The organism is Rhodococcus (subgen. Prescottella) equi (assembly GCF_003013675.1).
GTDB lineage: Bacteria > Actinomycetota > Actinomycetes > Mycobacteriales > Mycobacteriaceae > Prescottella > Prescottella equi.
On the sequence record NZ_CP027793.1, the window covers coordinates 71,710 to 92,141 of the forward strand.

At 68.5% G+C, this 20,432-nt stretch carries 20 protein-coding genes; 13 read left to right on the top strand and 7 right to left on the bottom strand.

What is annotated here, in order from left to right:
- Positions 1-8: 8 nt before the first annotated feature.
- The gene (locus tag C7H75_RS00310; RefSeq protein ID WP_064059540.1) at positions 9-689 is read right to left on the bottom strand and encodes a GntR family transcriptional regulator; all 681 of its coding nucleotides are present in this window, start codon (positions 687-689) and stop codon (positions 9-11) included.
- A gap of 137 nt (positions 690-826) precedes the next feature.
- Between C7H75_RS00310 and C7H75_RS00315 the strand changes: the two genes are divergently transcribed.
- Entirely contained in the window at positions 827-2,200 is a 1,374-nt protein-coding gene (locus C7H75_RS00315; protein WP_106851962.1) for an FAD-binding oxidoreductase, read from the top strand.
- A gap of 135 nt (positions 2,201-2,335) precedes the next feature.
- On the opposite strand, the gene C7H75_RS00320 is transcribed toward C7H75_RS00315, so the two are convergent.
- Positions 2,336-3,769, bottom strand: coding sequence for an acyl-CoA synthetase (locus C7H75_RS00320; RefSeq protein ID WP_022593252.1), 1,434 nt, complete (start codon positions 3,767-3,769; stop codon positions 2,336-2,338).
- A gap of 134 nt (positions 3,770-3,903) precedes the next feature.
- On the opposite strand from C7H75_RS00320, the gene C7H75_RS00325 reads away from it, so the two are divergent.
- The gene (locus C7H75_RS00325; protein WP_022593254.1) at positions 3,904-4,641 is read left to right on the top strand and encodes an IclR family transcriptional regulator; all 738 of its coding nucleotides are present in this window, start codon (positions 3,904-3,906) and stop codon (positions 4,639-4,641) included.
- Between the two features lie 260 nt (positions 4,642-4,901).
- Positions 4,902-6,203 carry an alpha/beta hydrolase gene (locus tag C7H75_RS00330; RefSeq protein ID WP_022593256.1) on the top strand — a complete coding sequence of 434 codons (1,302 nt, stop codon included), beginning with the start codon at positions 4,902-4,904 and terminating at the stop codon, positions 6,201-6,203.
- Positions 6,204-6,265: 62 nt separating this feature from the next.
- Here the strand turns inward: C7H75_RS00330 and rraA are convergent, their stop codons facing one another.
- The 4 genes from rraA to C7H75_RS00350 form a co-directional block, all read right to left on the bottom strand.
- The gene (gene rraA / locus C7H75_RS00335) at positions 6,266-6,736 is read right to left on the bottom strand and encodes a ribonuclease E activity regulator RraA (RefSeq protein WP_005516483.1); all 471 of its coding nucleotides are present in this window, start codon (positions 6,734-6,736) and stop codon (positions 6,266-6,268) included.
- A gap of 62 nt (positions 6,737-6,798) precedes the next feature.
- Entirely contained in the window at positions 6,799-7,179 is a 381-nt protein-coding gene (locus C7H75_RS00340) for a DUF5313 family protein (protein WP_005516481.1), read from the bottom strand.
- 43 nt (positions 7,180-7,222) lie between these two features.
- Positions 7,223-7,807 carry a TetR/AcrR family transcriptional regulator gene (locus tag C7H75_RS00345; protein WP_022593258.1) on the bottom strand — a complete coding sequence of 195 codons (585 nt, stop codon included), beginning with the start codon at positions 7,805-7,807 and terminating at the stop codon, positions 7,223-7,225.
- Between the two features lie 175 nt (positions 7,808-7,982).
- The gene (locus C7H75_RS00350; RefSeq protein WP_106850788.1) at positions 7,983-9,020 is read right to left on the bottom strand and encodes a phosphotransferase family protein; all 1,038 of its coding nucleotides are present in this window, start codon (positions 9,018-9,020) and stop codon (positions 7,983-7,985) included.
- Between the two features lie 149 nt (positions 9,021-9,169).
- Between C7H75_RS00350 and C7H75_RS00355 the strand changes: the two genes are divergently transcribed.
- The 10 genes from C7H75_RS00355 to C7H75_RS00400 all read left to right on the top strand — a co-directional run bounded on the left by C7H75_RS00355 (position 9,170) and on the right by C7H75_RS00400 (position 18,522).
- A complete protein-coding gene (locus C7H75_RS00355) occupies positions 9,170-9,994 on the top strand; it encodes a sugar phosphate isomerase/epimerase family protein (protein ID WP_022593262.1) in 825 nt (274 codons plus the stop codon).
- 90 nt (positions 9,995-10,084) lie between these two features.
- A complete protein-coding gene (locus C7H75_RS00360; RefSeq protein ID WP_022593264.1) occupies positions 10,085-10,948 on the top strand; it encodes a CoA transferase subunit A in 864 nt (287 codons plus the stop codon).
- Positions 10,945-11,703 (top strand): CoA-transferase subunit beta, encoded by a 759-nt coding sequence (locus C7H75_RS00365; protein WP_022593266.1) that lies wholly within the window; start codon positions 10,945-10,947, stop codon positions 11,701-11,703. Before C7H75_RS00360 ends, C7H75_RS00365 begins: the two co-directional genes overlap by 4 nt.
- Complete coding sequence (locus C7H75_RS00370; RefSeq protein ID WP_106850789.1) at positions 11,700-12,827, top strand: NAD(P)H-dependent flavin oxidoreductase; 1,128 nt, start codon at positions 11,700-11,702, stop codon at positions 12,825-12,827. The genes C7H75_RS00365 and C7H75_RS00370 overlap by 4 nt, the downstream gene beginning before the upstream one ends.
- Positions 12,827-13,702, top strand: a complete 876-nt coding sequence (locus tag C7H75_RS00375) for an SDR family oxidoreductase (RefSeq protein WP_084865500.1) — start codon at positions 12,827-12,829, stop codon at positions 13,700-13,702. The genes C7H75_RS00370 and C7H75_RS00375 overlap by 1 nt, the downstream gene beginning before the upstream one ends.
- A 37-nt stretch (positions 13,703-13,739) precedes the next feature.
- Entirely contained in the window at positions 13,740-14,186 is a 447-nt protein-coding gene (locus C7H75_RS00380; protein ID WP_022593271.1) for an FAS1-like dehydratase domain-containing protein, read from the top strand.
- Positions 14,183-14,593, top strand: coding sequence for a MaoC/PaaZ C-terminal domain-containing protein (locus tag C7H75_RS00385; RefSeq protein WP_084924114.1), 411 nt, complete (start codon positions 14,183-14,185; stop codon positions 14,591-14,593). The genes C7H75_RS00380 and C7H75_RS00385 overlap by 4 nt, the downstream gene beginning before the upstream one ends.
- On the top strand, positions 14,560-15,570 hold the full coding sequence (locus C7H75_RS00390; RefSeq protein WP_233281831.1) for an NADPH:quinone oxidoreductase family protein: 1,011 nt from the start codon (positions 14,560-14,562) through the stop codon (positions 15,568-15,570). The genes C7H75_RS00385 and C7H75_RS00390 overlap by 34 nt, the downstream gene beginning before the upstream one ends.
- Before the next feature lie 3 nt (positions 15,571-15,573).
- Positions 15,574-16,773: an acyl-CoA dehydrogenase family protein gene (locus tag C7H75_RS00395; RefSeq protein ID WP_005516469.1), complete on the top strand. Its 1,200-nt coding sequence runs from the start codon at positions 15,574-15,576 to the stop codon at positions 16,771-16,773.
- A 123-nt stretch (positions 16,774-16,896) separates the two neighbouring features.
- Positions 16,897-18,522, top strand: a complete 1,626-nt coding sequence (locus tag C7H75_RS00400; protein ID WP_084924109.1) for a class I adenylate-forming enzyme family protein — start codon at positions 16,897-16,899, stop codon at positions 18,520-18,522.
- Here the strand turns inward: C7H75_RS00400 and C7H75_RS00405 are convergent.
- Entirely contained in the window at positions 18,503-20,350 is a 1,848-nt protein-coding gene (locus C7H75_RS00405) for an AMP-dependent synthetase/ligase (protein ID WP_106850790.1), read from the bottom strand. The two genes, C7H75_RS00400 and C7H75_RS00405, sit on opposite strands and share 20 nt — an antisense overlap.
- Positions 20,351-20,432 lie beyond the last annotated feature (82 nt).

The following is a 20,432-nucleotide window of genomic DNA, read 5'->3' on the forward strand; positions in this document are numbered from 1 at the left end:
CGCGGGACCTAGGCCGGATCGGGTGGCGCCGCTGCGGGTTCCGCTTCGCCGCCGAGTGCCGCGGCCAGCCGCTCGCGGGCCCGGGACAGGTGCCCGGTCAGCACTGCGACGGCGCGCTCGCCGTCTCCGTCCGCGAGTGCCTCCAGGATCTGCCGATGCTCGGCGACGATGCTCGACGTGGTCAGAAGGTGTTTGCCCTGCACCTGCACCATGCACAGGCGCACCTCGGACACCAGCGTCCGGAAGATCCGGCTCGTTCGGGGGCTACCGGCGGCGTCGACGAGTGAGGTGTGGAACCGCATGTCGGGTTCGACGACGGACAACGGGGCACCGTCGGTGAGCGTCGCGATCTCGCTGTTCGCGGCCACCGCGTCCGCGGGAACCACGTTGTTGCGGGCGAGTTCTCGGAGCACCTGGGACTCGAGGCCGGCTCGGGTGCGGTAGATGTCGCGCACGTCGTCGGGACCCAGTTGCAGCACCCGCGCGGTCTTGTGCGCGCTGCGCTGCAGCAGTCCCTCGCCGACGAGTTTCTCGATCGCGGCCTTGGCGGTGGGCCGGGCGACCTCGTACGTGCGGGCGACCTCGGCCTCGGTGAGCGCGTCGGAGTGCGTCAGGTCCCCGGAGAACACCCGCTGTCGGAGTTCGGCGGCCAATGCGTCGACGATCGACAGCGCCTCGACTCTGGCCACGGGTCCTCCTTGCTCGATTCCGGTCGATCCTCCCACGGGCCGTCTGCCGTGCACACCCGTTCGTCGGCCGTTCTTGACTTGCATGAATACTTGTCAAACAATCGAGTTTGATCCTGCTCTCGGACGGATGGTTCTGCATGACCCTCGATGGCGTTTCCCCCGCTGCTGCCGACCTGACCGAACGGCTCGGCGCCGCGGTCGTCACCGACCTGGATCAAATGCTCGCGTATCGCCGGGACCAGTCTTTGCTCACGCCCGACGGGGAACCGCTCGCGGTGGTGCGGGCGCGCAGCACCGAGGACGTCGTCGCGACCATGCAGATTGCGCACCGCCGCGGCGTCCCGGTGGTCACCCGCGGAGCCGGCACCGGATTGGCGGGCGGGGCGAACGCCATCGACGGGTGCATCGTGCTGAGCCTCGAGCGGATGAACGAGATTCTGCGGATCGACGAATCCGCGCGCCTCGCGACCGTGCAGCCGGGTGTCATCAACGGGGACCTCGCCGCGGCGGTCGCCGAGAAGGGGCTCTGGTACGTCCCGGATCCGGGCAGCCGGGCGATCTCCTCCATCGGCGGCAACCTCGCCACCAATGCGGGCGGCACCTGCTGCGCCAAGTACGGCGTCACCGCCGACCACGTCGCGCGCATCAAGGCGGTCCTCCCGGACGGTCGGATCATCCACACCGGTGCCGAGACCCGGAAGAACGTCGCCGGGCTCAACCTCACGCAGGTGCTGGTCGGCTCCGAGGGCACACTGGCGGTGATCGTGGAGGCCACCGTGCGGCTGCGGGCACAGCCGTCGGCGGCGTCGACCGTGGTCGCGAGTTTCCCCACCACCGCGCTGGCGATCGACGCGGTCCTGGCGATTCGCCAGGTGGCCGACCCGTGCCTGCTCGAGCTGATGGACCGCACCACCATCGCAGCGGTCAACGACCTGACGAGGATGGGTCTCGACGACACGGCGGGCGCGCTGCTGCTGATCCAGTGCGACGGCGGTGACGCGGCCGCCGAGGCCGCCCGCTGTGCGGCGGCGTGCGCCGCGGCCGGCGCCACCGAGGTGTACGACACCGCCGATCCGGTCGAGGGTGAAGAGTTCATGCAGGCCCGGCGGGTGGCGCTCACCGCGCTCGAGCGCAGGGGCAGCACCCTGCTCGACGACCTCGCGGTACCGGTCCCGGCGCTGCCGCGCATGCTGGCCGCGATCGAAGAGACCGCGGCCCGGCACGACGTCCTGATCGGAACGTTCGGTCATGCCGCCGACGGAAACCTCCACCCCACCATCGTGTTCGACGCGTCCGACGCGCCGATGACGGCCCGCGCCCGGGCCGCCTTCGACGAGCTCGTCTCGGCATGTCTCACGCTCGGCGGTTCCATCACCGGCGAGCACGGCGTCGGCGTGCTCAAGACGCCGTACATGGAGTCGATGGTCGGCGCGACCGAACGCGAGCTCATGGCGGGTATCAAATCCGTCTTCGATCCCACCGGCATCCTGAATCCCGGGCGCGGTTTCTGAGAGAGGTGGGGGTGGGGAGGACACGTCTCGAGTGACAATCGGCGCGGGGCTGACCGTCGCGGGGAAGGCAGAGGATCTCCATCTAGTTGTTCTGCTCGACGGTGACCTGAATCGCGCCGGAGTCGGCGGGCGTGCTCATCTGCCGGCTTGGACGTCGTCGACCAGTAACTTCTTCTGCACCTTGCCCATCGCGTTTCGCGGCAACGAGCTGACGACACGAATTTCTCGCGGTCGCTTGTGGATCGACAGGGTTCGGGCGACGAAGTTGGACAGCTCTACCTCGTCGGTGCAGTCGCCGACCACGTAGGCGACGATGCGCTGCCCGAGATCGGTGTCCGGGACGCCGATCACTGCGGCCTCCTCGACGCCGGGGTGGGCGAGCAACGCCTGTTCCACCTCACCGGCCCCGATCCGGTAGCCACCCGACTTGATCATGTCGATCGACTCCCTCCCGACGATGCGGTGGAAGCCCTGTTCGTCGACGACGGCGATGTCACCGGTCTTGAACCATCCGTCCTCGGTCATCGATTCGGCGGTCTTTTCGAAGTTGCCCAGATAGCCGTCGAACAGGGTTGCGCCCGCGATCTGCAACTGCCCCAGCGTCTCACCGTCGCACGGCACCGGATTGCCCGCCTGGTCACGAATGCGGGTGTGGACGCCACGGATCGGTGATCCCACCCACCCGGGTCGACGTTCGCCGTCGAATCGGGTGCTGAGCGTGATGAGGGTCTCGCTCATTCCGTAGCGTTCGATCGGCGCCGAGCCGGTGAGCGCCTGCATGCGTTCGAAGACCGGGACCGGCAGCGGAGCGCTGCCCGACACCAGGAGCCGGGCGGATCCGAGCGTTCGTGCCGCTGATTCGTCTGCGCACACACGGGACCACACGGTGGGGACACCGAAGTAGAGCGAACCACTCGCCGCTGCATACGATTCCGGGGTGGGGCGCACGGTGTGCACCAACGGCGACCCGTGCCGCAGGGCGCCCACGACTCCGAGGATGAGCCCGTGCACGTGGAACAACGGTAGTCCGTGGACCAGGGTGTCGTCCGGACTCCAGTCCCAGGCCTCGGCGAGCCCGTCCAGTCCCGCCGCGATGGCGGAACGGGCGAGCACGACGCCCTTCGGGGCTCCGGTCGTGCCCGAGGTGTACATGATCATCGCGGTCGTTCCGGGATCGGGCTCGGCATATGTCGAGCCCGATCGTGCGCGGGCGTGGATCGGGACATGCGGGAGTGTGACGTCTTCCCGCCGACCGCCGAGCCAGAGCTGCGCGCCCGAGTCCTTCAGGATGTGATCGCGTTCGGCGGGCCCCGAGTCGGGTGGTACAGGCACTGCCGGCACACCGGCCATCAGGCATCCTGTGACCGCGATGACCGTTTCGAGTGTTGCCGTCGCATCGATGGCAACGCTTGTGGCGCCGCTGATCTCGTCGGCAACGGCGGCCCCCGCCGCGATCAGGTCGGATCGGGTGAGTGCGCCGTCGCCGACGCGGACCGCGGGCTGGTCGCCGGAGCCGTTTCCCGGATCGACGAGCGAAGTCAGGAGTGGCCGGGGCATGAGGGTGGTCATCGGTGAAGGGTCCTTTCTCGAAGTCCCTACTGAACGGAGTCGGTCCACAATGTGGACCGCCGTGCTACGATGTGGTCCGGCTAACGTATAGCCCTCCATGCTCGACGTCAACAGACGTGTGTGAAAGGTCTTGAATGAACAGCGTTCTCACCGCGCTCCGGGTGTTCGAGGAGGTGGCGTCGGCGCAGCCGATCGGCTTGTCGGAGCTCGGTAAGCGGCTCGACGTCCCGAAGAGCACGGTTCAGCGCTGCCTCAGGACGCTGGCGGATGCGGGATGGCTGCGTCCCGCGACGAACGATGCGGGACGATGGGTGATCACCGGTAAGGCTTTCAGCCTGGGCAGCATGATGGCGGCGGGCGACGACCTGCGGGACGTGGCACTTCCGGAGTTGAGCCGGCTGCAGGTGGATACGGGTGAGACCGTTCATCTGGCGGTGCCCGACGGCGAAGAACTGGTGCTGATCGAGCGTCTCGACAGCGCACACCAGCTACGGGCGTTCCTGCCGTTGGGGACGCGCCTGCCGCTGCATGCCGCGTCGAACGGCAAGGCCTACCTTGCGTCGCTCCCGGATTCCGAGGTGGAGCGGATCCTCGCGTCCGACCTGGCCCCTTCGACCGGTCGCACCGTCACCGACCCGCAGGTGTTGCGGCAGGAGATCGAGGAAATCCGACGGCGTGGCTATGCGGTGACCGACCAGGGTCTGCACGACGGGATCGCAGCGGTCGCGGTTGCCCTGCGGGGCAGGGGGGGCGTCGTTCGGGGCTGCTTCAGCGTGTCCGGCCCGGCCTCTCGCCTGACGCCGGACCTCTACCAGGAGTATGGCGAGAAGGCGCTGGCCGCCGGGGCTGCGATCGAGCGCCTGCTGTCCTGAACGCGCTGGCCCGGGTTGTGTCCGAGGGCTCGCCGGCGGAAGCTACTCGGCCAGGACACTCCGGACCGGTGGCGGCATCGGTGAAAGCCGCCGGCGTGCCGGATAGCTGTGCGACACCGGTAGTCGTGCTTTCGTCGGCAGAACAGGGCAATCGCCCGATCTGGCGCGAGTTCCGAGGCGGCAGGCACCTCGTCGGCAGGCGTCGACTCGCAGTGTGGGCCGCATCGCAAAGGGATACTCGGTCCCAGGGAGGTGCTGCCGTGAGCGAATTGAACGTGCAGAGCAACCGGTTGGTCTTGCGATTGTCCGGTTTCGAGAAGATCGCCGCGTTGCACGGGGACGTGGCGATTCCCGTCGACCTCGTCCGTGACGTCGACGTCGTCGCCGATCCGTTCGCGAACACCCGCGGCATGCGGGCTCCAAGCCTGGGCATTCCCCGACGTCTGCGTATCGGGACGTGGCGCGGCGGGGGCGTACGCACGTTCGTCGTGGCGAGCGCCGGGGTTCCCGCGGTTCGGGTGCGCACCCTCGGCCGGACCGCCGGCGCGGAGTTCGACCAACTGCTCGTGAGCGCGCGGGACGCCGTGCAGGTCGCCGACCGGATCCGCGGGGTCGTCGCCGCCGGGCGGCCGGGGGTGTCCGAGCGGGAGGTGACCTTCCGGTCGGGCGACGGGACGGTCCTGGCGGGCACGCTCACCGTTCCGGCGGGGGCCGAGACCGGTCCGGTCGCGGTGATCCTCACCGGGTCCGGGGAGATGAACCGCGACGGCGATCACGCGAAACTTCCGATCGGCGTGAGCCGCGCGCTCGCGGAGGCGTTGGCGCGCAACGGAACCGCGTCGCTGCGCTACGACAAACGTGGGGTTCCGAAGTCGGGGGGCGACTACCTGTCGACCGGGCTGTCCGACAACCTGGCCGACGCCGCGGCGGCCGTCGAATGGCTCCGGACGGCAGGGGGTTTCGTTCGCGATGCGGTGGCGGTGATCGGGCACAGCGAGGGCGCCTGCCTGGCCGTGGCGCTGGGCGCCGACCGCGAGGTCGATCCCGCCGCCGTCGTGCTGATCGCGTGTCCCGCGGTGACCGGACGCGAGGTACTGCTGTGGCAGTCCGCGAAGGCTGCCGACAGTCTGTCGGCGCCCGTCCGCAGCCTTCTCCGGCTCCTGCGGATCGACGTGAAGGCGCAGCAGCGCAAGGCACTCGACAAGATTGCCCGGTCGACCGGCGACACCGCGCGGATGGGATTGCGCCGCGTCAACGCCCGCTGGCTCCGGGAGTTCCTCGACTTCGATCCGAAACCGCTGCTGCGGGAGATACGTTCGCCGGTTCTCGCGATCACCGGGGCGAAGGACCTGCAGGTGGACCCGGACGATCTGTCGGCTATCGCCGATCTCGTGCCCGCGGAGGTCGACACCGTTCGGGTACCCGACCTGACGCACCTGGTGCGGCGTGACGCCGGACCGCCGTCGTTGCGCGCCTACCGGCGCCTCGTCCGCGAACCCGTGGACCCGAAGGTCCTGTCGCTGGTGGCCGACTGGACGGCCGGCCACCTGCCCAGGCGCTGACGCACCCGTGCGCCTTTCTGGTAGTTCTGGCTACCGAAAAGGCGCACGGGTGGCGAAGCCGCCTACCGGACGACGACGCCGTCGTCGTCGCTGTAGACCGTCTCACCCGGGTTGAAGGTGACGCCGCCGAAGGAGACGGGCACGTTCTTCTCGCCGGAGCCGGTCTGGGTGCTCTTGCGCGGGTTGGTGCCCAGCGCCTTGATGCCGATGTCGAGGGTGCGGAGGATCGCCGAGTCGCGGACCGCGCCGTTGACGATCACGCCCGCCCAGCCGTTGGAGACGCCGCGTCCGGCGATGATGTCGCCGACGAGGGCGGTGTGGACGCTCGCGTCGCCGTCCACGACGAGGACGCCGCCGTTGCCCGGCTCACTGAGCGTCTGCTTGACCAGCAGGTTGTCCTGGAAGCACTTGATGGTGGTGATCGGGCCGGAGAAGACCGCCCGGGCACCGAACTGGATGAATTGGGTGTCGCAGCTGCGAATGTCCGGACCGATCTCGTCGGCCAGATCGGCGGTCGCTACCTGCTCACTCATGGTTTCTTCCCTTCGTCGGTTCGCCCGTCAACCATAATTGACCCGCCGGTAACTTGCGGTGGTCAGGCGCGTCCGTGGCGACGTTCGTAGTCGTCGCGCACCCGGTCGGCGCGGCGCTGCGCCTTCTCGGCCACCAGATCCGGATCGAGTCCGTGGCTGTGCAGCCGATGCCGCCGGTACACCTGCATCAGGGCCACCGCGAAGTACACGAGCGGGATGAACAGCAGCGCCATCATCGCCAGCGGAACCCAGATCGGCCCGGGGATCAACAGGAAGAGGGCGAGGATCGGCAGCACCGGCAGGGTGAACCGGATCAGGTACCGCGCCGACGCCCCGGGGCCCACCAGGTCCCGGCGGACCCAGTCCTGCAGCGAGTCCGGGAGCGTGCGCCCGAACTGGTAGCCCACGTACTGCCCGAAGGTGGGGCGCGAAGGTGCCGACATGAGTCCAGGGTAGAGCGGGCCGGTTCCCGAACTGCGACGCGGATCAGTGCCGGGCTTCGATGCCTTCCAGGAAGACGGACACCACGGAGTCGGCCAGGTGGTCCATGCCGAACTCGGCGGTGGGCGAGAACCAGCGCAACGACAACCAGACGGCATCGCGGATGAGGCCGTACAGCACCTCGGCCGGCAGGTCCGCGCGGAACTCGCCCGACGTGATGCCGGATTCGATCACCGTCATCCACGCGTCCTTGGTGGTGCGCGCGGCATCGCGGATCTTGCGGTGCGACTTCAGCTTGCGCAGATAGGTGCCGTTGTTCTGGTAGATCTCGGACGCGTGCGGATGCGCCTGGCTGACCCGGAACGACGCCTTGACGAGGTCGTCGAGGCGTTCTCGTGGTCCGTTCGACGACGCGAGGATCGCCTTGTACTCGTCGACGAGGGCGTCGAGATACTGCGTGACGATCAGTTCGGCTATCGCGTCCTTGGACGGGAAGTAGTGGTACAGGCTGCCGGAGAGGATGCCCACGCCGTCGGCGATGTCGCGGACCTTGGTCCCGGCGATGCCCTTCGTGGCGAACAGGGCGGCGGCCTGCTCCATGATCAAGGTGTGGCGCTCCGACCACTCCATGCCTACCTCCGAAATCGAAACGGCCCGGTGCTCGGGCAGTCGTGTTGTCCAAGTCGACTCTATCGGCAGCAAACATTTGCTTCCGAAGGGTGGTTCCACGCGCGCTCGCCGGGACGGTCCGCGTGCCGGAGGAGCTTCGACGCAGCGTAGGCCTACCTCCGGCGCGCCGATCTGATCAGAGCTTGCTCGCGTAACACCAGGCCTGGGCCGCGAGCCGCTCGGCCTGGGCGCCGAAGCTCTCCGGCGAGCGGTCGCTCGCGCCCATCGCGCCGCCCAGTGTGCGGGTGTTAACGCCTTCGACGATGCACGCGATCTTCCACCAGTTGTAGGCGACGTAGAAGTCGATGTCGGGCACCGTGTCCGGTCGGACGGCAGCGAGATACTGCTCCACCAGGTCGTCGCGCGTCGGAAATCCCGGCACCCGGGTGGGCGGATTCTCGAGCGCGCACACCTCGTCGTCGGGCTGCGCCCAGTACGCCAGTAGCTGGCCGAGGTCGGCGAGTGGATCGCCGACCGTGGTCAGCTCCCAGTCGAGAATCCCGCCGATCGTGCCGTCGGGTGTGAACAGGCAGTTGTCGAGGCGGAAGTCGCCGTGGACGATCCGCGCCGAGCCCTGCCGGGGAATACGTTCGAGCAGGCGGTCGTGGGCGCGTCCGATGTCGTCGAGGACGCGGACGCGGTCCTGTGCCCAGTTCGTCGACCAGCGCCGCAGCTGCCGGGCCAGATAGTCGTCCCGGTCGGCGAGGCCGCCCCAGCCGACGTCGCGGGGATCGACGGCGTGCAGGGCGGCCAGGGCGCGGACCAGTTCGGCCGCGACGGACGGCCGCCGGTCGGCGGGCACCACCGACGTCACGGTGTCGGGATCGCGGAGCACGACGCCGTCGAGGTGGTTCATGACGAAGAACGGCGCGCCGGTCACGGCATCGTCGTCACAGGTGCCGACGACGACCGGGACCGGCACCGGGGTGCTGCGCAGGCGCTCGAGCACCTCCGCCTCGCGGAGGACGTCGTGGGCGCGTGAGCGCGCCATCCCCAGGGGTGGGCGGCGCAGGACCCACCGGGCGCCGTCGGCGCCCTGTACCAGGTAGGTCAGATTCGACCGGCCGCCGGCGATGCGCTCGAAACGGAGTGGTCCCGTTGCGTCGTCGACGTGCTCGGTGAACCACCGGGACACCGCGTCGTCGCGGATCCCGGGGTCGGTGGTGCTGGTCATCGGCTGCCTTTCCGGTAGGGGCAGAGCCGGCGCTCGGCGTGTGCGAACCGCCGGTACGAGAGCGAGACTATACGGCGCATCAAACATTTGCTACATTCCGTTTGCACCACGATCTCGGCATTGTCACCTGCTCTGCGACAGGAGGATTCGTGCAGCACTCTCCCTCGATCACGGATGTGGACCGCCGGTCCGCGCTCAGTGTCTGTCTCGCGGCGACGGCCGACCTTCCGCTCGGGGAGTCGTTGGCGATGCTGCGCCGCATCGGAGCGGACCGCTTCGGGGTACTGGCGGCGACCATGGCCGGTCAGGGCTGGAACGAGTCGGTCGAGACGATCCGGGCGTCCGGCCTGCGGCCGGAGTTCATCGCGGGTGGTTGCCGCGCGATGCACGACGGTGGCGGATGGGAACGCGTGTTGTCCACGCTCGAACGAGCGGTCGACGCCGCGGCGGAGATCGGCGCCCCCACGGTGTGTTTCACCTCCGGTGGATCGGGCCGTCTCTCCTGGGAGGAGGCCGCGGACGCGGCGGTGGACCGGTTCGGTCCGCTCGTGGAGTACGCGCAGGAACGGGGCGTCGGTCTCGCGCTCGAGAACACGATGTCGATCCGGTCGGCGATGAGCTTCACCCACAGTGTCGCGGACATCGCTGCGCTGGGCCGACGGTTGGAAGTGGGGCTCATGGTGGACCTGTGTTCGGCCTGGCAGGAGCGGGGTTTGATGCAAACCATCGGCGACAACCTGGACGCCATTCGGATCGTGCAGATCGGCGATCGCCACGTCGACGCGACGTCGGTGCCGAACCGCCGGGTTCCGGGGGAGGGGAGCATCCCCCTCGACCGGATGGTGTCCGAGGTGGGCGCGCTCGGATACACCGGGTTGGTCGATCTGGAACTGCTCGGCCCGGTGATCGACGAGGAGGGGCCCGAGAACGCGATGGCTCGGGGACTGGAATGGATGCGGATCTACGTGCCGTGATCCCGCGGCGACAGGTAGCAAATGTTTGATACGCGAGGACCCGAAGGGACGCGGGCCCGCAGTCGGGACGCATACGAAGGATGGATCGATTTGTCGGACAAGAGAATGTCGGAGAAAGAGGCGGTCGGCCGGTTGCGGTCCGGTATGACCATCGGAATCGGCGGCTGGGGATCCCGCCGCAAACCCATGTCGCTGGTGCGGGAGATCCTGCGCTCGGACCTCGACGATCTCACCGTCGTGTCCTACGGCGGCCCGGACGTCGGCCTGCTGTGCGCGGCGGGCAAGGTGCGCAAGGTCGTGTTCGGGTTCGTGTCCCTGGACTCGATCCCACTCGATCCTCACTTCCGCGCCGCACGTCAGGGCGGGCGTGTCGAGGTCGCCGAGTACGACGAGGGCATGTTGCAGTGGGGGCTGTACGCGGCCGGCATCAGACTGCCGTACCTGCCGACGCGGGCGGGGCTCGGATCGGACGTCATGCGTGTCAACCCCGAATTGCGCACGGTCACAGACCCCTACGGCGACGAGACCCTCGTCGCGATGCCGGCGATCCCGCTCGACGCGGCGCTGGTGCACATGAACCGAGCCGACGTGCACGGCAACGCGCAATACCTGGGCCCGGACCTGTACTTCGACGACCTGTTCTGCATGGCGGCCGAGCAGGTGTACGTCTCGTGCGAACGCATCGTGCCGACCGCCGAACTCACCGCCGACGCGCATCCGTCGACGATCCGGATCCCCCGCCTGCTGGTGTCCGGCGTGGTGGCCGCGCCCGGCGGCGCGCACTTCACGTCGTGTGTGCCGGACTACGCCCGCGACGAGGCGTTCCAGCGGGAGTACGTCACGGCGGCCAAGGACCCGGAGAAGTGGCAGGCGTTCGTGGACCGCTACCTGGCGGTCCCGGAGGCGGAGTACCAGCGCGCGGTGCGCGGCGCGCGTGAGGAGGCTTCGGCATGAGTGCAGCGACGCGGGCGGAAGTGTGTGCGGTGGCGTGCGCCGAGGCGTATCGCGGCAACGGCGAGGTGATCGCCAGTGCCTTCGGCACCATCCCGGCGATCGGCGTCCGCCTCGCGCGGCACACGTTCGAACCCGACCTGGTGGTGTCGGACGGCGAGGCCGCGGCGGTGCGCGGGACGTGGGCGGTCGGCGGCCCCGCCGACGGCGAGGTCGAGGCGTGGCTGCCCTTCAACCAGATCTTCGATCTGGTGTGGAACGGCAAGCGCCACATCATGATGATCCCGACCCAGCTCGACACGTACGGCAACTGCAACATCTCCGCGATCGGGGACCACGACCGGCCGTCCGTGCAGCTTCTCGGTGTCCGTGGTGCCCCGGGAAACACCGTCTACCACCCGACCAGCTACTGGGTGCCCAAGCACAGCACCCGGGTGTTCGTGCCCAAGGTCGACATGGTGTCCGGTGTGGGCAACGACAACGCCCGCAAGGCCGGACCGGCGGCCACTCGGTATCACCAATTGCGCCGAGTGGTCACGGATCTGGCAGTCCTGGACTTCACCCCGGACTCGGGGCGGCTACGCCTGCTCTCCGTGCACCCGGGCGTCACCGTCGACGACGTCGTCGCGGCCACCGGGTTCGATCTGGTGATCCCGGACTCGGTGCCGCAGACACGCGCCCCGAGTGCGGAGGAGCTGGAACTGATCCGCACCGTGATCGATCCCCGCAACCTGCGCGACAAGGAGGTTCCCGCGTGACCACCGTCGAATCGAGCCGCAACGCGCTGCACACCCGGGTCTGCGACCTGTTCGGCGTGAAGTACCCGATCGTGCAGACCGGCATGGGCTACGTCTCCGACGCCAAGCTCACCGCGGCCACCGCCGCGGCGGGCGGTCTCGGGATCATCGCCGGCGGCATGCTGAGCTACGACGAACTCGAGCAGGCGATCCACTACGTCAAGGACCGGACCGACGCGTCCTTCGGTGTCAACCTGCGCGCCAATCAGGAAGACATCGACAAGCGACTCGATCTGCTGATCCGGTCCGGGGTCAAGGTGGCGTCGTTCGCGCTGGCCCCCAAGCGGGACCTGATCGCGAAGCTCAAGGACGCCGGACTGGTGGTGGTGCCGTCGATCGGTGCCCGCCGGCACGCGGAGAAGGTCGCCGAGTGGGGCGTGGACGCCGTCGTCGTGCAGGGCGGCGAGGGCGGCGGCCACACCGGCGCCGTCCCGACCAGCCTGCTGCTGCCGCAGGTGGTCGACGCGGTCGACATCCCGGTGATCGCCGCGGGCGGTTACTTCGACGGCCGCGGCCTGGTCTCGGCCCTCGCGTACGGCGCCGACGGCATCGCGATGGGCACCCGCTTCATGCTGACCAGCGATTCCCCGGTAGCGCAGGCAGTCAAGGACGTCTACCTGTCGAAGTCGGTGAACGACACCGTCGTGACCCTCGAGATCGACGGGGTTCCGCAGCGCGTCCTGCGGGCCGGGACGATCGACCAACTCGAGTCCACCCGCGGTCCGCAGCGCGTTCTGCGCGCGATGCGTAATGCCGTTGCATTCCAGCGACTGTCGGGGACCCCGTGGAAGGACATGATCCGCGAGGGCCTGGAGATGAAGAAGAGCCACGAACTCGGCTGGCGGCAGGTGGTCATGGCCGCGAATGCGCCGATGCTCTACCGGTCGGCGTTGGTCGACGGCAACGCAGACATCGGCGTGATGGCAACCGGGCAGGTGGTGGGCCTCATCGACGACGTCCCGAGCTGTGCCGAACTGATCGACCGGATCGTGCGGGAGGCGGAGTCCGTACTTCGCCGGCTCACCGCTGTGGACGAGCGCGCCGAGCGCACAACCGAACTCACACTTCCACGAGGAGACATCTGATGAACCAGTTGAAGGATCGAGTGATCGTGGTGACCGGTGCCGGTCGCGGTATCGGTCGCGAGCACGCGCTGTTGGCCGCCGCCGAGGGCGCCCGGGTGGTCGTCAACGACACCGGCGCCGGGCCGGACGGCAAGGGCGCGGACCCGTCGCTCGCGCATCAGGTCACGGACGAGATCACCACGGCAGGCGGTGCCGCGGTCGCGAACACCGCGGACGTCACGACCGTCGAGGGCGCGCAGAGCCTGCTCGACACCGCGCTCGGCAGCTTCGGTGAAGTGCACGGCCTGGTGAACAACGCCGGTGTGCTGCGAGATCGCATGTTCGTCAACATGAGTGAAGACGAGTGGGACGACGTCATCACCGGGCAGCTGCGGGCCACGTTCGCGCCGTGTCGCGTGTTCGGCGCGCACTGGCGCGACCGGTCGAAGGCCGGAGACGACGTCAAGGCGTCGATCGTGAACGTATCGAGCACGTCCGGGCTGCTCGGCGCGGTCGGGCAGAGCAACTACGGCGCCGCCAAGGCCGGCATCGCGTCGCTCACCGTGATCCTCGCGCAGGAGTTGGAGCGCTACGGGATTCGTGCCAACGCCATCACCCCCGTGGCCCGCACCCGGATGACCGAGAACGTGCCCGGCATCAAGGACATGGTTGCGAAACCCGCCGACCCGAACGAGTTCGACGTCTACCACCCCGGGAACGTCTCGCCCGTCGTCGCCTACCTCCTCACCGAACAGTGCCCGGCGAACGGATCGGTGTTCTACGCCAAGGGCGGCGAGATCCGGCAATTCCTGGGCTGGCAGTACGGGAAGGTCCTCGACAAGGGCGCCCGCTGGACAGTCGACGAATTGGTGCAGGAGATGAGCGGACTCGTCTGAGTCCGAACCCGACCGACACAACCCATCTGGAGAGAACATGGCAAACGCAGATGCCGTCGGAGTCGAGGGCGTGCCGTTCGACCTCGACGTCGAGCGGGGCAAGGTCCGCGAGTTCGCACGAGCGACGCACTCGACCAACCCCGACTATCTCGAACGTGAGGACGCGGTCTCCCCGCCGACGTTCCTCACCACCACACTGCACTGGCAGCCGCCGGAGGGAAACCCCTGGAAGGCTGTGGAACTCGACGGCAAGCGTGGTTTGCACGCCGAGCAGCAGTACGAGTTCTTCGGCCCCCCACCGAAGGCCGGCACGCGCCTGCGGTGCACCTCCCGGATCACCGACGTGTACACCAAACAGGGCCGGCGCGGCGGTGAGATGACGTTCGCGGTGATGGTCACCGACTTCGTCGACTCCACAGGCACACTCGTGGCCCGCGCGACCATGACCGGTGTCGAGACCGCCCGACCCGCGACGGAGGCATGATGACCGCGACCCTGACCGTTCCCGAGCCCTGGACCGTCGGACCGGTGACCCGCACCGACTTTGTTCGCTACCAGGGGGCGTCCGGGGACATGAATCCCATCCACCACGACCAGACCTACGCAGAGGCGGCCGGCTACAAGAGCCCGTTCTCGGTGGGCATGTTCCAGGCCGGGCTGCTGGCCACTTATGCCACGGACTGGCTCGGCGCCGAGAACGTTCGGTCGTTCCGCGTGCGCTTCCTCGAGCAGGTGTGGCCCGACGACGTGCTCACCTGCACCGCGCAGATCCTGCGGCGATACGAGGAGGACGGTGAGAGCAAGGTCGACCTCGAACTCGACTGTGCCCGTCAGACCGGCGGGCTCGCGGTCAAGGCGTGGGCGACGTTCGTGGCTGGAGCGGCGACGTGAAGGTGCAGCTGTGTGAAGTGCTCGGTGCTCCGGAGGTGCTGCAGTACAGGGACATCGCCGATCCGGAGCCCGGTCCGGGCGAGGTGCTCGTCGAGGTGCACGCGGCAGGCGTCAACTTCCCCGACGGGCTCGTCGTGTCCGGGAACTACCAGACCAAACCGGCTCTGCCGTTCGTGCCGGGATCCGAGGTCGCCGGCGTCGTCCGGGCCCTCGGCGCCGACGTCGACGGTGTCGCTGTCGGCGACCGGGTGCTGGCATTCTGCGGGATGGGCGGCTACGCGGAACTGGTGACGGTGCCCGCGACGATGGTGTTCCCGATCCCGGACTCGATGTCGTACGTCGACGCCGCGGGCTTCGTGGTGACCTACGGGACGTCGTACCACGGGCTGGTCGACCGGGCCGACCTCGCGGCCGGGGAGACGCTGCTGGTGCTGGGCGCGTCCGGTGGTGTCGGTCTGACCGCTGTCGAAATCGGAAAGGCGTTGGGCGCTCGCGTGATCGCGGCAGCGTCCAGCCCGGACAAGCTGGCGCTGTGTCGCGATCACGGTGCCGACGAGTTGATCGACTATTCCGCCGACGACCTGAAGACGCGACTGGCCGACGAGGCGCCCGGCGGCATCGACGTCGTGTACGACCCGGTCGGTGGGGAGCACGCGCAGACGGCAGTGCGCGCGTTGTGCTGGGGTGGAAGGTATCTCACGGTCGGATACGCGTCCGGTGACATCCCGAAGGTGGGGATGAACCGACTGCTGGTCAGTGGCGGCGCCCTGCACGGTGTCCTGTGGGGGGCGTGGGCCAAGCGCAACCCCGAGCACAACGCCGCGAACATGCGTCGGCTGTTCGATTGGTACGACCGCGGCGCGCTCCGTCCACACGTCAGCGAGACCTATCCGCTGGCGGACGCAGCCGCGGCGCTGGACGTGGTGATGGGCCGCCGCGCGCGCGGCAAGGTCGTTCTCACGAGTGGGAGGAGCTGACGGATGGACCTGTCGCCGAGCCCGGAAGCCCGGGACATCGTCAAGCGCCTCGAGGCGTTCATGGACGAGTACGTGTACCCGGCCGAGCCGGTGTACGCGGAGCAGCTGGAGGCGTCCGGGCCGCGCAGCCACGTGCTGCCGCCCATCGTGGAGGAACTCAAGGCCGAGGCCCGCCGGCAGGGCATGTGGAACCTCTTCCTGCCCGCACTCTCCGGGCTGACGCACCTCGACTACGCCCACATCGCCGAGGTGACCGGCCGGTCGCCGTACATCGCACCGGAAGCCCTCAACTGTTCCGCGCCGTCGACCGGCAACATGGAGATCCTGCACATGTTCGGCACGCCCGAACAGAAGCAGCGGTGGCTCGAACCGCTGCTCGACGGCCGCATCCGGTCCGGCTTCTCGATGACCGAACCGGACGTCGCGTCGTCGGACGCCCGCAACATCTCGACGTCGATCGTGCGCGACGGTGACGAGTACGTGATCAACGGACGCAAGTGGTGGACCACCGGCGCCGCCGATCCGCGGTGCGAGATTCTCGTGGTGATGGGGAAGACCGATCCGGATGCCGCACCGCACCGGCAGCAGTCGATGATTCTCGTCCCCGTTGCGACGCCCGGTGTCGAGATCATCCGTTCGCTGCCGATCTTCGGCTACCACGACCAGCAGGGACACGCGGAGATCCAGTTCACCGACGTCCGGGTTCCGCTGACCAACATGCTCGCCGGTGAAGGCGAGGGCTTCGCGATCGCCCAGGCCCGGCTCGGCCCGGGCCGCATCCACCATGCGATGCGCTGCATCGGTATGGCCGAGCGCGGACTGGAACTGATGGTGCGACGCACGATGGCACGCAACGCCTTCGGCGGTCCGATCTCTGACCAGGGCGTGGTCCGCACCTGGATCGCCGAGTCCCGCATGGAGATCGAGCAGGCTCGACTGCTGGTACTCAAGACCGCGTGGATGATCGACCGGGTGGGCGCCAAGGGCGCGCAGATCGAGATCGCCGCCGTGAAGGTGATCGGTCCCCGCGTCGCCAGGTCGGTGCTGAACCGGGCGATCCAGTGCCACGGCGGCGGCGGTGTCACCGACGACTTCCCGATCGCACGTATGTGGGCGAGCGCACGCATCCTCGGCATCGCCGACGGGCCGGACGAGGTACACATCCGGAGCGTCGCGCGGCAGGAGCTGCGGAAGTACAGGTAGGCATTCACGGTCCGGTGGCAGCGCCGACGAAGGGTGTGAGTGCAACCGATCGTGACCGACCGTACGGGTCGATCGAGACTTCTCAGGAGGATGTCGATGACGGGCATGACGAGGTAGCGACCAGTGACCGGACAGCAGCTTCGCCCAGGTGGGTTCGCCGAAGTACCCGAAGACTACGCCGACGTGCCGATCAGCGACGTGGTCCGGGAGTGGGCCCGGCAGATCCCCGACCACCCCGCGTTCGTGACACCGGGTCGGACGACGACGTGGGCCGAGTACGACCGCTCGGCCGATGCGGTGGCCCGCGGACTTCGCGTGACCGCCGGCGGGTTCCGCTCCCGAGCGGCCCTGCTGTTGCCCGACACGGCCGGCGTCCACGCGGCTCTGTGCGGGTGCTACCGAGCCGGCCGCGTGGCGGCGGCGATCGGGGCGCGGTCCGGCGTCCGGGAGGTCGCTCACATCATGCGGCGCACCGGCGCAACGGTTCTCGTCACGGCACCGGATATCCGTGGCCGGTCGTGGCGGGGACTCGTCGAGGAGTTGCGCGAGTACGGGGTATTTCCGACGGATGTTGTCGTGGTAGAGGAAGACAGCGGTGTCGTCGACCGTCATCGTCTCAGCAGCCCGGGCGTACCCGGTGCCGCGGCGCCCGCAGGTGCCGCGTTCACCACGTCCGAGGTGACGATCCTCAATTCGACGTCCGGAACGACGGGGTTGCCGAAGGTGGTTGCCCACGACGAACGCAAGTGGGTCGAGTTTGCGCGGGAGGCGATGCTGGGCGGCCGGATCGGGCCGGGCGACGTCGTCTGCTCCGTCGTTCCGGCACCCTTCGGCTTCGGGTTGTGGTCGGCGCACTTCCTCCCGGCGCTGCTCGGTGTCCCGGTGGTGGTGACCGCCCGGTTCGACGTCGACGAGATGGCGACAATGATCGAACGCGAACGGGTGACCGTACTGTGCTGCGTCAGTACCCAGTTCCGGATGCTGCTGCGTTCCGAGGCGGCCCGGCACCGGGATCTGTCGAGTCTGCGTGTCCTCTACACCGGGGGTGAGCCGGTGCCCTACCGGGATGCCCGCGCGTTCGAGGAGCGCACCGGCGCCAAGGTGCTGCAGTTCTACGGATCCAACGAGGCCGGTGTCGTGAGCCGCACGACAGTCGACGACGACGTCGAGACGAGGTTGCGCACGTGCGGCCACGTGCTCGGGTCGGCGAACGTGCGGGTCCTCGACGACTCCGGCGCCGAGTGTTCGGGGCGTCCGCGGCGCGGTCGGCCCGCCGTCCGCGGTCCGCTGGTGTCCGCCGGGTACTGGTCGGATCCGGCCGCGAACACCGAGTTGTACACCGAGGACGGCTGGATGATGCTCGGCGACATCGTGGAGATCGACGAGCACGACCGGGTTCGGGTGGTGGGCCGCACAGCCGATTTCGTGATCCGCGGCGGCAAGAACATCTCGATCGTCGAGATCGAGGAACTCGTCGGCGAGCATCCGTCGGTGTCGGAGGTGGCAGTGGTCGGTGTGCCCGACGAACTGTTCGGCGAACGCGTCTGCGCCGTCGTCGTTCCCGTCGCCGGCGGTGAACTCGATACCGAGACGCTCGCACGGTGGCTGCGATCGCGCGGTGTCACCGCCGAATACCTGCCGGAGTACGTCGTCACCGTCGCGAGGCTCGACGTGGGGCCGGGCGGCAAGACCGACCGCCGGGCCGCGAAGGCGACCGCGCTGGAGTCGCTCAGCCGTACAGCTCGCTGATCCGATCCGAGAAGTTGTCGACCACCTTCTTGCGCTTGAGTTTCATGCTGGGAGTGATCTCGCCGTTCTCGACGGTGAGCTCGCGCTCGAGGATCGTGAAGCGCTTGATCTGCTCCCACCGGTTGAGCCCGGCGTTGAGTTGGTCGACGTACGCGCTCATCATCGCGACCGTGGGACCGGCCGAGGCGATCTCGCGCAGCGGCTTGTCACCCATCCCGTTCTCCACCGCCCACTCGGCGATGGACTCGCCGTCGAGACTGATGAGCGCGACACAGTACGACTTCCCCTCGCCGTGCACGATGATCTCGCCGACGTACGGGCAGATCCCCTTGAACGTGGCGGCGATGGCCGACGGTGCCACGTACTTCCCGTTGGAGGTTTTGAACATGTCCTTCTTGCGGTCGGTGATCCGCAGGAACCCGTTCGCGTCGACCGTCCCGATGTCGCCGGTGTGGAACCAGCCGTCCGGCTCCAACGCCTCCGCCGTGGCCTGCGGATTCTCGTGATACCCGCTCATCACACCGGGACCTTTGATCAGGATCTCGCCGTCCTCGGCGATCTTCACGTCGGTGCCGGGGATCGGCCAGCCGACGGTACCGAACCGGTAGGCGGACGGCCGGTTCACGAGCGACGCCGCGCTGGTCTCGGACAACCCGTAACCCTCGAGGACCACGATTCCCACCGCGTCGAACCATTGCGCCACATCACGATCCAACGCCGCCGAGCCCGAGATGAAGAACTTCAGCCGACCGCCGAAGCGGTCTCGGATCTTCTGGAACACCAAACGGTCGGCGATCGCGTACTGGGCCTTCTGCATGCGGGACAACGAGTTTCCGGACTGCCGCGCCTTGGATGCGGCGAGGCCCACACCCATCGCCCAGTCGAAGATCTTCTCCTTGATGCCGCCTTCCGCCCGCACCGTCCCCTCGATCCGGGCGTGCGCCTTCTCGAAGATTCGCGGCGCCGCGCCCATGAAGGTCGGCCGCACGACGGCGAGGTTGTCGACGATCCTGTCGACCCGGCCGTCGACCGCCGTCGCGAACCCGATCTGCAGCGGCAACGTCAGCAACACCTTGCCGAACACGTGGGACAGCGGCAGCCACAGGTACTGGAGGTCGTCGGCGTCGAGGATGCCGGTCGCGTCGATCGCCGCGGCCTCGTACGTCCACGCGGAGTGGGGCAGCCGCACACCCTTGGGGCGGCCGGTGGTGCCCGACGTGTAGATCAGTGTGGCGAGGCTGTCGGGGGAGATGCCGGCGATCCGCTCGTCGACGACGTCGGACCGCTCTGCCAGCAGACGCTCACCGAGGGCGGCGAGTTCGTCGAACCCGATCACCCAGTCGTCGTCCGGAACGGTGCCGTCGAGCAGGACGACGCGAGCGACGTCGGGGATCTCCTCGCGGTGTTCGCGCAACTTGGCCAGCTGCGCATCGTCCTCGGCGACGACGATCCGGCTGCCCGAGTTCGCGACGATGAACGCGACGTCGGAGGCAGTGGTCGTCGGATAGACGGTGGTGGTGGCGGCGCCCGCGCACATCACCGCGAGGTCCGCGAGCACCCACTCGTAGCGGGTCGCAGAGGCGAGTGCCACCCGCTGTTCGGACTGCACACCCAGCGCGATGAGACCGGCCGCGAGTCGTCTGACGCGTTGGCCCACCTCCGACCACGTCACGCTCACCCAGCCCTCGCCACCCGGCCCGGGGTGACGGAACGCCTCGGACCCCGGTGACGCCGCCACCCGATCGACGAACATCCGGGCGACCGTCGGCGCCCGCTCCTCGATCCTGGACCAGTCCACGACCTCGTCTGACGCGCGCGAAGCTGTCATGGTCCCGAGTTTAGGAACCCCGGGGCAACCCCCGAACGGGAATTCACGGCACGGTTCGGTCTCGAATGCGTACCGTGGATTC